The sequence below is a fragment of the Mycobacterium sp. 852002-40037_SCH5390672 genome (assembly GCF_001665875.1).
GTDB lineage: Bacteria > Actinomycetota > Actinomycetes > Mycobacteriales > Mycobacteriaceae > Mycobacterium.
The window spans coordinates 25,438-38,727 of sequence record NZ_LZTA01000040.1 but is presented as its reverse complement, the minus strand read 5'-3'; the positions used below and the strand labels follow the sequence as shown (position 1 = coordinate 38,727).

Sequence of the window (13,290 nt, the reverse complement as noted above, 5' to 3'; positions counted from 1 at the left end):
GGGCCGGGGCGGGCGGAGCCGGCTGCGCCGACCACGCCGTGGCCTGCGGCGGAACCGCCATCGGGATGTTCATCGATTCGGTTTTGGGTGGACGCCCGGCCATGCCTTGGTGGCGGCCGACGTCGAACGTCAGCAGCGGTCCGTCAGGGTTTCCGATGTTGAGGGTCTGCCCGTCGTGGATCTCGACCACCGGCACCCGCCGGCCGTTGACGAAAGTTCCGTTGAGCGAACCGTTGTCGATGGCCAGCCACTTGCCCTGATCGAAACGCAGCAGCAGGTGGGCACGCGAAATGAGCGGGTGGGTGATACGCATGTCCGCTCGCAGATCGCGCCCGACTACTACATCGTGGCCCGCTGCGAAGGTGCGTTCCGATCCTTCGTGGTGGACGGTTAGCGCTGGCGGGGCTGGTGCTGACATCGCCACAACTGTAGCTTGCAGCCCTGTGTTTTAGCGGTGGGCGTCAGGTGCGCCGGTGACGACGCAGTGCGTTCGCGTGTAAATCGTGGGCATGCACTGATTGCAGTGCGTACACGCCGAATGGACCCGGTGCTGGCCGCCATCAGCGGCGATCCGGTTGATCAGATCCGGCTCGGCCAGCAGTGCGCGGGCCATCGCGACGAATTCGAATCCCTCCGCCATCGCCAGGTCCATCGTCTCCCGGTTGGTGATGCCGCCGAGCAGGATCAACGGCATCTTCAACTCGTTGCGGAACAGCTTGGCGTCGCGCAGGAGATAGGCCTCGCGGTAGGGGTATTCGCGCAGGAACTTCTTGCCCGTCATGCGCATGCCCCAGCGCAGCGGCGGCTTGAACGCCCCGGCGAACTCCTTGAGTGGCGCGTCGCCGCGGAACAGGTACATCGGATTGACCAGTGAGCTGCCCGCGGTGAGTTCGATGGCGTCCAGCCCGCCGTCGGACTCCAACCACGCGGCGGTCATCAGCGATTCCTCCGTGCTGATGCCGCCGCGAACGCCGTCGGCCATGTTCAGTTTGGCGGTCACCGCGATGGGTGTGCCCTCCTTTTCCACCGCACGCCGGACGGCCATCACCATGCCGCGGGCGACCTTGGCCCGGTTCTGCAGCGATCCGCCGAACTCGTCGTCGCGGCGATTGATCAGGGGGGACAGAAACGAACTCGCCAAGTAGTTGTGGCCCAGATGGATTTCGACGGCATCGAAGCCGGCTTCGATGGCCAGGCGGGCGGCGTTGGCATGCCCGGCGATGACCTCGTCGATGTCCTCGCGGGTCGCCTTCTTGGCGAACCGCATTCCGATCGGGTTGAAGAACCGGACCGGAGCCAGGGCCTTCGCCTTGTTGGACTTGGCGTTGGCCACCGGGCCGGCGTGACCGATCTGCGCGCTGACCGCCGCACCCTCGGCGTGGATCGCGTCGGTGAGCCGGCGGAATCCGGGCACGGCCTCCGGACGCATCCAGATCCCGTTGCCCTCGGTGCGGCCGCCGGGGGAGACGGCGCAGTAGGCGACGGTCGTCATGCCGACCCCGCCGGCGGCCGGCTGCCGGTGGTATTCGATGAGGTCGTCGGTCACCAGCGCCTCGGGTGTGCGCGCCTCGAAGGTGGCGGACTTGATGGTGCGGTTACGCAGCGTGATCGGACCGAGCTTCGCGGGGCTGAACACGTCCGGCGGGGTAGACATACCGGGAGCCTAATGGCGATCGCAAGCGCGGCGAAGCCGGGCGTGGCGGGTCGCCATCATCGGGCACCGTGGCGATCGCAAGCGCGGCGAAGCCGGGCGTGGCGGGTCGCCATCATCGATATCTGCCAGACTGTCAGCGTGGGAGCAATCACGCTGGACGGCAAGGCCACCCGCGACGAGATCTTCGTCGACCTCAAACAGCGGGTGGCCGCGTTGACCGCGTCGGGCCGAACCCCCGGATTGGGCACCATCCTGGTGGGCGATGACCCCGGTTCCCAGGCATACGTGCGGGGCAAGCACGCCGACTGCGCCAAGGTCGGCATCACCTCGATCCGCCGCGACCTGCCCGCCGACATCAGCACCGCCACGCTCGACGAGACCATCGACGAACTCAACGCCAACCCCGACTGCACCGGTTACATCGTGCAGTTGCCACTGCCCAAGCATCTGGACGAGAACGCGGCGCTGGAGCGGGTCGACCCGAACAAAGACGCCGACGGACTGCACCCGACGAACCTGGGCCGGCTGGTGCTCAACAACCCCGCCCCGTTGCCGTGCACCCCGCGCGGCATCGTGCACCTGTTGCGCCGCTACGACGTCGAGATCGCCGGGGCGCACGTGGTCGTCATCGGCCGAGGAGTCACGGTCGGTCGCCCGCTGGGGCTGTTGCTGACACGTCGCTCCGAGAACGCCACAGTGACGTTGTGCCACACCGGAACCCGCGACCTACCGGCGCTGACCAGGCAGGCCGACATCATCGTCGCCGCCGTCGGGGTGCCCCACCTGCTGACCGCCGACATGGTGCGTCCGGGCGCGGCGGTGCTCGACGTCGGCGTCAGCCGGTTGGACGGCAAGCTCGTTGGCGATGTGCATCCCGACGTGTGGGATGTTGCCGGCCACGTGTCACCGAACCCCGGCGGCGCGGGCCCGCTGACCCGTGCGTTCCTGCTGACCAATGTCGTCGAGCTGGCCGAGCGGGAATGACCGCGCGGACCGTGCTGCGGGCCCAATGGCCAATTCTGTTGGTGGGCCTGATTTTTGCTACGGCGCTGGCCTTAGTGGGGGCGAACTTCTGGCGTCGCGGTTCGCTGTTGATCGGTATCGGTGTCGGCGTGGCCGCACTGCTGCGATTGGCGTTATCCGAGGACCGGGCAGGCCTTTTGGTGGTGCGCGCCAAGGGCATCGATTTCATGACCACCGCGGCGGTCGCGGCGGCGATGTTCTATATCGCGTGGACCATCGACCCCCTGGGCACCCGCTAGAGCCGCTAGACCCTCGGCAGCGCCGGAACTTGTCCGGGGAGTTGCCCGGCCATGCCCGGTATCTGGCCCGTCATCCCCGGTATCTGGCCCGGCATGCCCGGTATCTGGCCCGCCATTCCGGGCAGTTGTCCGGGCATCCCCGGCACCTGCGGCATGGCGCCGGACAGGTTGCCGCTGGTGATGTTTGCCATCTCCTGGGGGCAGTACGTCTGGATCGCGATCGTGGTGAATATGCGGGCCATCGTGGGTGACATGCCCCGGCCGGCGACGCTGGACGCGGCCGCGGCGAAATTGCCACCGGGCTGCGAAAGCATCGGACAGATCGACTCGCCGACCGACATCGCGTTTCCGGGCTCGCCGAAGTCGATGCCGGCATGGTTGAGCGCGTCGATGAAGTCGTCACCGTTGCCATCCGCTCCGGCCGGCGCCGCGAAGGCCGAGGCCACGGTGAGCAGGCCGGCGGCCGCGGCCAGCAGCCGGATGCTCAGCGGTTGATGGCGCAAAATCCAGATCCATTGATGAGTTCGTGCAACTGCCTTCACGCAGCCTCCCCGTCCGCCATGGAGTGCGCCTGAGGCACTCGAATCACGCCTACGAACTCTGATCTATGACTGTCACGTTTGCGACACGGTGGGGTAAAGGTTCGCACAATAAGCGTTTCGTGAGGTCGCGGTGGCCGCGACGTCGGTTATTACGCAGCCCGATTGCGCAAGGCCGGTCGGCGGATCGACGCCACACTGTGATGTGAACACGGGTGGCGGCACCGGATTTCCGAGAGCCAAATGAACCAGAATCCGCCCCATGACGACCAATCGCAGCCGTCCGCCCAACCATGAGATCTCGCGTCAGACGTTTCTTCGCGGCGCCGTCGGAATGTTGGCGACGGGAGCGGTGTTCGGCACCGCCCCGGCGGCTGCGGACCCCGCCGCCGGCTGGGGCGGCCTGGCTTCGTCGATCGGCGGCAGTGTGCTTTTGCCGGCCAGCGGCGCCCAATTCTCCACCGGCAAGCAGGTTTTCAACTCGTTCTACAATAGCTCGAATCCCGCTGCGGTAGTGCGGGTTTCGTCGCAAGCCGACGTGCAGAAGGCGGTCGCGTTCGCGAAAGCGAACAACCTGAAGATCGCGCCGCGCGGCGGTGGACATTCGTATGTCGGTGCGTCCAGCGCCAACGGCGCCATGGTGCTCGATCTGCGCGGCCTGCCCGGTGGGGCGAACTTCGACGGCAACAACGTCACCGTGACCCCGGCGACCAATGTTTATGCGGTACAGCAAGCCCTGGCCGGTGCGGGCCGCGCGGTCCCCACCGGCACCTGCCCCACCGTCGGCATGGCAGGCCTCGCGCTGGGCGGCGGGGTGGGCGCCGACGCCCGGCGTGACGGGCTCACCTGTGATGCACTGCAATCCGCGACCGTGGTGTTGCCCAGCGGCGACGTGGTCACCGCGTCGGCCAACGACAACCCGGATCTGTTCTGGGCGCTGCGCGGTGGCGGCGGCGGCAATTTCGGCGTGACGACCTCGATGACCTTCGCGACGTTCGCCACCACGGACAGCGACCTGGTCCGGCTCGACTTCCCGCCGTCGTCGGCGGTGCAGGTGCTCACCGGTTGGCAGTCGTGGCTGGCGGGCGCCGACCGGAACGCCTGGGGAATGGTCGACCTGTCGGTCGGTTCGGCGCAGGCGAATTGCCATGTGTTGGCGACATCTCCCGCCGGTACCGGCTCCGGCGTGGTCGACGCCCTCAAAACGGCGGTCGGGCTGGCGCCCACCGCCGTTACGAACAAGACACTGAGCCACATGGATCTGGTCACCTATCTGGCCGGCGGCAGCGCGACCAGCCCGGCGCGCGCCTTCGCCGCCGGATCCGATGTGATCGGTCCGATGACTTCCGCTGCGGCCCATGCCATTGCGACCGCGGCCGGACAGTGGCCGGCCTCCGGGGCGGGGCAGGCCTCGGTTCTGGTCGATCCGCTGGGGGGCGCGGTGGCCGACGTGGCCCCGGGTGACACCGCCTTTCCGTGGCGCAACCAGTCGGCGGTGGTGCAGTGGTATGTCGAGCCGGCCAGTAACCAGGTCGCCGCCGCCAACACCTGGCTGGGCACCGCACACCAAGCGGTACAACAGTTCTCGGTCGGCGGCTACGTCAACTACCTGGAGGCCAATACCGCGGCGGCGCGTTATTACGGCTCGAACCTGTCGCGGCTGACCACCGTCCGGCAGAAGTACGACCCCAACCGGTTGATGTTCTCGGGCCTGGATTTTTGACGTGTTCAAGCGGATCTGTCCTCAGTGGTCCAGGCGGACAACAAGTCCTGCCGCAGGATTTGTCCGGCAACTTCGTGGAACTATTCGAGCATGCACCGCGTCCCGCGAAGTCGTCGACGAAATAACTTGTGTCACTGTGGTTCAGCGGTAACAGCGCAAGCATTCTTGTCGGTGGGTGCTCGTAAGTTCTAGGTATGAGTTCGAGCTGTCGTGAGGAGATCGTGGAGGTCTTCGCCGCGCTCGATGATGACGTGGACCGCCTGTGCGGGTTGTCGTTTGACGTGTTCACTACCCCGGAGCGGTTGCGGGCCTTGGAGCGCTTGGAGCGTGTGGCGCGCCGGCTGCGCGCACCCGAGCATGCGTTGATCAACCAGCTCGACGCGCAGGCTGGTGCCGAAGAGTTGGGCGGCAAACTGCGCTCGGCGTTGGCGGGCCGCTTGCGTATCACCAAGGCTGAGTCCGGCCGTCGCATCGCCGAGGCCGAGGATTTGGGTGAACGCCGGGCGCTGACCGGGGAGCCGTTGGCGCCGCAGTTGAGCGCGACCGCGGCCGGCCAACGGGCGGGGTTGATCGGTGATGGGCACGTGAAGGTGATCCGCGGCTTCTTCGCCCACCTGCCCGCCGAGGTGGACATATCGACCCGGCAAGCCGCCGAAGCCGACCTGGCCGACAAGGCCGGTGGGTATCGTCCCGAGGAGCTGGCCAAATACGCCCAGCGGGTGATGGACTGGCTCAACCCTGATGGGGAATTCAGCGACGCGGAGCGGGCCCGCAAGCGCGCGATCACCCTGGGCAGGCAGGAATTCGACGGCATGTCGCGCATCACCGGGCTGGTGACCCCGGAATTGCGGGCCGCCATCGAGGCCATGTTGGCCAAGCTGGCCGCGCCCGGTGCGTGCAATCCCGCGGACGAGGCACCGGTGGTCGATACGACACCCGATGAGGATGCGGTGCGGCGCGACAGCCGGTCGCAGGCCCAGCGCAACCATGACGGATTCCTCGCCGGACTGCGCGGCCTGTTCGCCTCCGGCAAGCTGGGCCAACACAACGGGCTGCCCGTGTCGATCGTCGTGACCACCACCTTGCAGGATCTGGAGGCAGCGACCGGCAAAGGACTCACCGCTGGCGGCACCCTGGTGCCCATGTCGGATGTGATTCGCTGGGCCGGCCACGCGCACCATTACCTGGCGATTTTCGACAAGGGCAGGTCGCTGGCGCTGTATCACACGAAGCGGCTGGCTTCCCCCGCACAGCGAATCATGTTGTACGCCAAGGATCGTGGATGCACAAAGCCCGGCTGTGACGCACCGGGCTACCACAGCCAAGTCCACCACGTCCAGGGATGGGCGGCCACCCGCCGCACCGACATCAACGACCTCACCCTCGCCTGCGGCCCGGATAACAGACTTGCCGAAAACGGCTGGACCACCCGCACCAACGCCCGTGGCCACACCGAATGGATCCCGCCTCCGCACCTCGACCACGGACAGCCCAGGACCAACACCTTTCATCACCCCGAGAAGCTGCTGCGCGACGGCGACGAGGATGACGAGTGGTAAGTCGCCTTGACAGTTGGGTTGCGTGGGAAACAAGCTTGCGCACATGATTTCATCGTGGATCAGCCCCAAAGCGAGCAAAGGCGTCAGCAGCGGCATTTCGGGACGGGGGCTGTTCGCTACCGTACGAATTGATGTCGGTGAGACCGTCGCCGTCAAGGGAGGCCACATCCTGACGACGAGGCAACTGGAGGATTTGCCCGATCCTTTACCTAACTCCGAGATTCAGATCGCCGACGGGCTACACCTGGCGGCGGTGCGCGCCGAGGAATACGAACCGGTCATGTTATTTATCAACCACTCTTGCGAGCCCAACGTCGGATTCGCCGGCAATATCGTCTTGGTCGCCATGCGCGATGTGAGCGCGGGCGAAGAACTCACTACCGACTATGCGATGTTCGATACTTCCAACAGCCGAATGACCTGTCGCTGTAACACTGGTTCGTGCCGGCGAGTCATCGATGGGCAAGACTGGCGGCGCGATGATCTGCAACGCAAGTACCGCGGATATTTTGCGTGGTATGTCCAACGCAAGATCAGTGAAATGTTCGGCGCCCACCAAATAGATATCCGTTGCGATACAGAGCCTACCCGTCAGCCGGCCAGCGTCGCCCGGGTGCACATGGTGACATAGGGCAGCGCCAGGCCCGTCGAATTCGCCAGCGCCGGATGGGTGGCCAGCAATTCGCGCACCTGGTCGAGCGTGCGGGTGCGGACCTCGGTCGGCGAGGTGATGCAGTAGCTGCGGGACGCGACGAGGTCGATCAACGCTTGCGGCGTAAGGTAACTCGTCCACTCAACCTGATGATGCGCCAGGTCGGTGAACGGCTCGGGCAACATCACGTGGGTGCGGCCGTCGCCGTCGCTGCCGATGATCTGGCCGAGTTCGCGTACCCAGCCGAGCCGTTCGTCGCGGGTGTTCCACACCAGACCCAGCCTCCCGCCGGGCCGCAGCACCCGGGCCACTTCGGGCAGCGCGCGCTGCGGGTCCACCCAATGCCAGGCCTGTGCCACCAGCACCGCGTCGACGCTGTTGTCTTCCAACGGAATCTCTTCCGCGGTGCCCAGCAGCGCCCGGGTCTCCGGCAGCGAGGTGCGCAACACCTCCAGCATGTCCGGTATCGGGTCGACGGCCACCACGTCCAGGCCGCGTTCCACCAGCCGGGTGGTCAGCTTGCCGGTGCCCGCACCGAGGTCGAGCACCTGGCGGGCACCGACCGGCAACAACCAGTCGATCGCTTCCGGGGGATAGGAGGGACGCCCACGCTCATAAGCTGCGGCCGCCGAGCCGAACGATAGGGAGCGGTCGTGCCGCGAGCGGGTCATGCGTTACGACACGCCTTCCCTGTTGTCCGAGTCGGCCAACACCAGTGTCTTACGGATCAATTCGCCGACGGCATCGGATTCCACCAGGAAACCGTCGTGCCCGCACAGGGAGTCCACCACCTGCAGATCGGTGCAGCCGGGCAGCTGTTCGGCCAGCTCATGCTGCAGGCGCAGCGGGTACAGCCGGTCGGAGGTGATGCCGCCGACCACCACCGGAACCGGGCAGCTACCCAACGCCTTACGCACCCCGCCGCGGCCACGGCCGACGTCGTGACTGTTCAGCGCCTCGGTCAACACCACGTAGCTGCCCGCGTCGAAGCGCTCCAACAGCTTGTCGCCCTGATATTCCAGATAGCTCTGCACCGCGTAGCGGCCACCGTTGTTCGGATCCTCGTCGTTCTGCCCGTCGTTGCCGAACCGGGTGTCGAGCTCGACTTCACCGCGATAGGTCAAATGCGCGAAGCGGCGCGCGATCGCCAGGCCGGTATCGGGGGCGCGCCCGGTGTCGTGGTAGTCGCCGCCCTGCCAGTTCGGGTCCGCCTTGATCGACGCGATCTGCGTGGACTGGGTGCCGATCTGATCGGCGGTGGCGCGCGCGCCGACCGCCAGCAGCAGCCCGGCCCGGACCCGGCTCGGATGACCGACGATCCACTCCAAAGCCCTTGCGCCACCCATGGATCCACCGACTACCGCGGCCACCCGTTCGATCCCCAGCGCGGTCAGCGCGGCGATATCGGCCTCAACCTGGTCGCGGATCGAAATGCGGGGGAACCTTGAGCCCCAAGGCTTTCCGTCCCGGGTCCGCGAGCTGGGCCCGGTGGACCCACGGCAACCGCCCAGGACATTGGTGGCCAGCGCGCACCAGCGGTTCGTGTCGATCGGTGCGCCCGGCCCCACCATCTCGTCCCACCAGCCGCCGGTGGGGTGTCCGGGTCCGGCGGGCCCGGTGATGTGCGAGTCACCGGTCAGTGCGTGCAGCACCACCACCACGTTGTCCCGCGTCGGCGACAACTCGCCCCAGCGCTGGATGGCGATGTGCACGTCGTCGATGACCGCGCCGCCCTCGGTGGTCAGCGGGCCGATGTGGACGAAGCCGATCTCGCCTTCGTCGGGCAGCGTTTGGGTCGGGACGTCGGAGATCGTCATGGCCGGGCGCCTTAAAACGCCGCCACGGCTTGCGGATCGGTGCCGGACGCCCCCGCGGTCGCACCGAATTTGGTTGCCGCGGCGAAGCCCAGCTCCAGGTCGGCGATGATGTCGTCGATGCCCTCGATGCCGACGGCCAGGCGTACCAGGCCGGGGCTGACCCCGGTGCTCAGCTGCTCCTGCGGGCTCAGCTGGGCGTGCGTCGTGGACGCCGGGTGGATCACCAGCGAGCGCACGTCGCCGATGTTGGCGACGTGGCTGTGCAGCTTCAGCGCGTTCACGAACGCCTTGCCGGCCTCGACACCGCCGGCCAGTTCGAAGGCCAGCACCGCGCCGGTTCCCTTGGGCGCCAGCTTCTTTGCCCGCTCATGCCAGGGCGAGTCGGGCAAGCCCGCGTAGTTCACCGACAGCACGCCCTCGTGGCCGGCCAGGTACTCGGCCACCCGCTGCGCGTTGGCGACGTGGCGTTCCATGCGCAGGCTCAGCGTCTCGATGCCCTGGGCGACCAGGAACGCGTTGAACGGCGATGCGGCCGACCCGAGGTCGCGCAGCAACTGCACGCGCGCCTTGAGCGCGTAGGCGGGCGGACCGAGCTCGGCGAACACCACGCCGTGATAGCTCGGGTCGGGCGTGGTGAATCCCGGGAAGCGGCCCTGCGTCCAGTCGAAGGTGCCACCGTCGACGATGACCCCGGCGATCGCCGAGCCGTGTCCGCCGAGGTACTTGGTGGCCGAGTGCACGACGATGTCGGCGCCGTGCTTGAACGGCTGAATCAGGTACGGCGTGGCGATGGTGTTGTCGACGATCAGCGGGACGCCGTTGGCGTGCGCCACCCCCGCGACTCCCGGGATGTCGAGGATGTCGATCTGCGGGTTGGAGATGGTCTCGGCGAAGAACGCCTTGGTGTTCGGCCGGACCGCGGCCTGCCACGAATCCAGGTCGTCGGGATCCTCCACGAAGGTGACCTCGATGCCGAGCTTGGCCAGCGAGTAGTGCAGCAGGTTGTACGTCCCGCCGTAGAGGCGCGGGCTCGAGACGATGTGATCTCCGGCACAGGCCAGGTTCAAGATGGCGAAAGTCTCGGCAGCCTGTCCCGAGCTCAGGAACAGCGCTGCCACCCCGCCCTCGAGCGCGGCGACGCGCTGCTCGACGACATCGGTGGTCGGGTTGCCGATCCGGGTGTAGATGTTGCCCGGCACTTCCAGCCCGAACAGGGCCGCGGCGTGCGTGGTGTCGTCGAAGGTGTACGACGTGGTCTGGTAGATCGGCAGGGCGCGGGCGTTGGTTGCCGGGTCCGGATGCTGGCCGGCGTGCACCTGCTTGGTCTCGAACGACCAGTGCGCGGTCGGATCGGTGTCGTGAGGGGCTTCGTGATCGGCGTTGTCGGAGGTCACGGGGTTGCTTTCTGCTGGTAGGGGGATCTGCATCGGGCAGCCGGAACGCCGGCATGAGGCGTCAACCGGCGCGGCGGTTTAACAGCGACGCACGATCGAGCGCGAATGGGCCGGGAGAATGCACATCACGTTTCCCTGTCTACTCAGGGGCCCGTCATGGCGGACCCGCGCTTGCCGGATAGCCGGTGTCTGTGGCTACTCAACCTGGTCATCACCCGGGGCACCCCACCGCGGTTGGAGGGTTGCCGGCCAGCAAGCCGGGGCTTGATGCTGGCGCTCATGACCAATACGAAGACTATCTTACTGTGCCGACTCAGTGCTAACCCCGGCGGTGCGCGTGCAGGTCGACACCTGTCCAAACACCCTTGATACCGTGGCAGTCAGAACGCTGAGCCCCCAAAATTTTCAACCCATCATTGACGCCGGGAGAGGGACCGTGAGCGCCGAACAACCGACCGTCATCTACACACTGACCGACGAAGCGCCGCGGCTGGCGACCTACGCGTTTCTGCCGATCGTGCGCGCCTTCGCTGAACCGGCGGGCATCGAGATCAAGACCAGCGACATCTCCGTGGCCGCCCGGATCCTGGCCGAGTTCCCCGAGCACCTGACCGAAGAGCAGCGGGTGCCCGACAATCTGGGCGAACTGGGCCGGCTGACGGAGCTCGCCGACACCAACATCATCAAGCTGCCGAACATCAGCGCCTCGGTCCCCCAGCTGATCTCCGCCGTCAAGGAACTGCAGGGCAAGGGATACAAGATTCCGGACTTTCCGCAGAGTCCAAAGACGGACGAGGACAAGCAAATCCGTGCACGCTACGCCAAATGCCTTGGCAGCGCGGTCAACCCGGTACTGCGGCAGGGCAATTCGGACCGGCGGGCGCCCAAGGCCGTCAAGGAGTACGCCCGCAAGCACCCGCACAGCATGGCGGACTGGTCGCCGGCCTCGCGCACTCACGTCGCGACCATGCGGCACGGCGACTTCTACCACGGTGAGAAGTCGATGACGCTGGACCGCGCGCGCGACGTGAAGATGGTGCTCGAGACCAAGAGCGGTGCGACCCTTGAGCTCAAGCCCAAGGTCGAGCTGCGCGAGGGCGACGTCATCGATTCCATGTTCATGAGCAAGAAAGCCCTCGTTGACTTCTACGAGGAGCAGATGCAGGACGCCTACGAGACCGGCGTGATGTTCTCGCTACACGTCAAGGCGACGATGATGAAGGTGTCGCACCCCATCGTCTTCGGCCACGCGGTGAAGATCTTTTACAAGGACGCCTTCGCCAAGCACGGGGAGCTGTTCGACGAGCTCGGCGTCGACGTCAACAACGGGTTGGTCGACCTTTACAACAAGATCGAGTCGCTGCCCGCGTCGCAGCACGAGGAGATCATCCGCGACCTGCACGCCTGCCACGAACACCGCCCCGAGTTGGCCATGGTCGATTCGGCCAAGGGCATCACCAACTTCCATTCGCCCAGCGACGTGATCGTGGATGCGTCGATGCCGGCGATGATCCGCGCGGGCGGCAAGATGTGGGGAGCCGACGGGCGGCAGAAGGACACCAAGGCCGTCAACCCCGAGTCCACCTTTTCCCGTATCTACCAAGAGATCATCAACTTCTGTAAAACCCACGGGCAGTTCGATCCGAGGACCATGGGCACGGTCCCCAACGTCGGCCTGATGGCGCAGCAGGCCGAGGAGTACGGCTCGCACGACAAGACATTCGAGATCCCCGAGGACGGGGTCGCCAACATCGTCGACCTGGAAACCGGGGAAGTCCTGCTGACCCAGAACGTCGAGGAGGGCGACATCTGGCGCATGCCCATCGTCACCGATGAAGCGATCCGCGACTGGGTCAAGCTGGCCGTCACCCGCGCGCGAAACTCCGGCATGACGGTGGTGTTCTGGCTGGACACCGAACGGCCGCACGAGGTCGAGCTGCGCAAGAAGGTCAAGGCGTACCTGAAGGATCACGACACCGAGGGCCTGGAGATACAGATCATGCCGCAGGTGTGGGCCATGAGGTACACGCTGGAGCGCGCGATGCGCGGGCAGGACACCATCGCCGCGACCGGAAACATCCTGCGCGACTACCTCACCGACCTCTTCCCGATCCTGGAGCTGGGCACCAGCGCCAAGATGCTGTCCATCGTGCCGTTGATGTCCGGCGGCGGGATGTATGAAACCGGGGCGGGCGGTTCGGCACCCAAGCACGTCCACCAGCTGGTCGAGGAGAACCATCTGCGCTGGGATTCCCTGGGTGAATTCCTCGCTCTCGGAGCGTGTTTCGAAGACGTTGGAGTCAAGACCGACAACGGCCGTGCCAAGATTCTGGGCAAGACGCTGGACGCCGCCATCGGCAAGCTGCTGGAGAACAACAAGAGCCCGTCGCGCAAGACCGGTGAACTCGACAACCGCGGCAGCCAGTTCTACCTGGCGCTTTACTGGGCGCGCGAACTCGCGCAATCCGACGACGACGAGTTGCGCGAGCACTTCGCCGCACTGGCCGACTCGTTGGCCGAAAACGAAGAGGCCATCGTGTCCGAACTGGCAGAAGCGCAGGGCGAAGCGGTCGACATCGGCGGCTACTACCAGCCGGACACCGAGAAGACGACGGCGATCATGCGGCCGAGCAAGACGTTCAACGAGGCGCTAGCGGCTTCGACAGGCTAGGGCCGCCAGCAGGAAGCCG

Annotated in this window: 12 protein-coding genes and 1 riboswitch; of the genes, 6 read left to right on the top strand and 6 right to left on the bottom strand. The window is 66.3% G+C overall.

Annotation, left to right across the window (positions count from 1 at the left end):
* Window positions 1-418, bottom strand: a 418-nt coding sequence (locus A5782_RS07215; protein WP_369815595.1) for an FHA domain-containing protein, incomplete at its 3' end; no start/stop codon positions are given.
* 30 nt (window positions 419-448) lie between these two features.
* A complete protein-coding gene (locus A5782_RS07210) occupies window positions 449-1,654 on the bottom strand; it encodes an NADH:flavin oxidoreductase (protein ID WP_067097172.1) in 1,206 nt (401 codons plus the stop codon).
* A gap of 138 nt (window positions 1,655-1,792) precedes the next feature.
* On the opposite strand from A5782_RS07210, the gene A5782_RS07205 reads away from it, so the two are divergent.
* Window positions 1,793-2,638 (top strand): bifunctional methylenetetrahydrofolate dehydrogenase/methenyltetrahydrofolate cyclohydrolase, encoded by an 846-nt coding sequence (locus A5782_RS07205; protein ID WP_067097193.1) that lies wholly within the window; start codon window positions 1,793-1,795, stop codon window positions 2,636-2,638.
* Window positions 2,635-2,916, top strand: a complete 282-nt coding sequence (locus A5782_RS07200) for a DUF3017 domain-containing protein (protein ID WP_067097169.1) — start codon at window positions 2,635-2,637, stop codon at window positions 2,914-2,916. Before A5782_RS07205 ends, A5782_RS07200 begins: the two co-directional genes overlap by 4 nt.
* Before the next feature lie 5 nt (window positions 2,917-2,921).
* On the opposite strand, the gene A5782_RS07195 is transcribed toward A5782_RS07200, so the two are convergent.
* Window positions 2,922-3,458, bottom strand: coding sequence for a DUF732 domain-containing protein (locus A5782_RS07195; RefSeq protein ID WP_197694140.1), 537 nt, complete (start codon window positions 3,456-3,458; stop codon window positions 2,922-2,924).
* 259 nt (window positions 3,459-3,717) lie between these two features.
* On the opposite strand from A5782_RS07195, the gene A5782_RS07190 reads away from it, so the two are divergent.
* From A5782_RS07190 to A5782_RS07180, 3 genes are all read left to right on the top strand, one after another.
* Complete coding sequence (locus A5782_RS07190) at window positions 3,718-5,178, top strand: FAD-binding oxidoreductase (RefSeq protein WP_067097164.1); 1,461 nt, start codon at window positions 3,718-3,720, stop codon at window positions 5,176-5,178.
* A gap of 194 nt (window positions 5,179-5,372) precedes the next feature.
* Complete coding sequence (locus A5782_RS07185; protein ID WP_067097161.1) at window positions 5,373-6,737, top strand: HNH endonuclease signature motif containing protein; 1,365 nt, start codon at window positions 5,373-5,375, stop codon at window positions 6,735-6,737.
* Between the two features lie 22 nt (window positions 6,738-6,759).
* On the top strand, window positions 6,760-7,368 hold the full coding sequence (locus tag A5782_RS07180; RefSeq protein WP_156623835.1) for an SET domain-containing protein: 609 nt from the start codon (window positions 6,760-6,762) through the stop codon (window positions 7,366-7,368).
* On the opposite strand, the gene A5782_RS07175 is transcribed toward A5782_RS07180, so the two are convergent.
* From A5782_RS07175 to A5782_RS07165, 3 genes are read right to left on the bottom strand one after another with little or no spacing between them, the layout of a single operon-like run.
* Window positions 7,329-8,060 carry a class I SAM-dependent methyltransferase gene (locus A5782_RS07175; RefSeq protein ID WP_067097155.1) on the bottom strand — a complete coding sequence of 244 codons (732 nt, stop codon included), beginning with the start codon at window positions 8,058-8,060 and terminating at the stop codon, window positions 7,329-7,331. The two genes, A5782_RS07180 and A5782_RS07175, sit on opposite strands and share 40 nt — an antisense overlap.
* Window positions 8,061-8,063: 3 nt before the next feature.
* Window positions 8,064-9,206 (bottom strand): homoserine O-acetyltransferase, encoded by a 1,143-nt coding sequence (locus A5782_RS07170; RefSeq protein WP_067097152.1) that lies wholly within the window; start codon window positions 9,204-9,206, stop codon window positions 8,064-8,066.
* A gap of 11 nt (window positions 9,207-9,217) precedes the next feature.
* Window positions 9,218-10,633 carry a bifunctional o-acetylhomoserine/o-acetylserine sulfhydrylase gene (locus A5782_RS07165; RefSeq protein WP_369815594.1) on the bottom strand — a complete coding sequence of 472 codons (1,416 nt, stop codon included), beginning with the start codon at window positions 10,631-10,633 and terminating at the stop codon, window positions 9,218-9,220.
* A gap of 129 nt (window positions 10,634-10,762) precedes the next feature.
* Window positions 10,763-10,885, bottom strand: a riboswitch (SAM riboswitch).
* 151 nt (window positions 10,886-11,036) lie between these two features.
* Here A5782_RS07165 and A5782_RS07160 point away from each other — a divergent pair.
* Window positions 11,037-13,271 (top strand): NADP-dependent isocitrate dehydrogenase, encoded by a 2,235-nt coding sequence (locus tag A5782_RS07160; protein ID WP_067097149.1) that lies wholly within the window; start codon window positions 11,037-11,039, stop codon window positions 13,269-13,271.
* The last annotated feature ends 19 nt before the right edge of the window (window positions 13,272-13,290 follow it).

What these genes read in the sequence shown, in the direction of transcription:
- A5782_RS07210 (WP_067097172.1), bottom strand. Translation starts at nt 1,654, where the DNA reads ATGTCTACCCCGCCGGACGTGTTCAGCCCCGCGAAGCTCGGTCCGATC.
- A5782_RS07200 (WP_067097169.1), top strand. Translation starts at nt 2,635, where the DNA reads ATGACCGCGCGGACCGTGCTGCGGGCCCAATGGCCAATTCTGTTGGTG.
- A5782_RS07190 (WP_067097164.1), top strand. Translation starts at nt 3,718, where the DNA reads ATGACGACCAATCGCAGCCGTCCGCCCAACCATGAGATCTCGCGTCAG.
- A5782_RS07185 (WP_067097161.1), top strand. Translation starts at nt 5,373, where the DNA reads ATGAGTTCGAGCTGTCGTGAGGAGATCGTGGAGGTCTTCGCCGCGCTC.
- A5782_RS07175 (WP_067097155.1), bottom strand. Translation starts at nt 8,060, where the DNA reads ATGACCCGCTCGCGGCACGACCGCTCCCTATCGTTCGGCTCGGCGGCC.
- A5782_RS07170 (WP_067097152.1), bottom strand. Translation starts at nt 9,206, where the DNA reads ATGACGATCTCCGACGTCCCGACCCAAACGCTGCCCGACGAAGGCGAG.
- A5782_RS07165 (WP_369815594.1), bottom strand. Translation starts at nt 10,633, where the DNA reads ATGCAGATCCCCCTACCAGCAGAAAGCAACCCCGTGACCTCCGACAAC.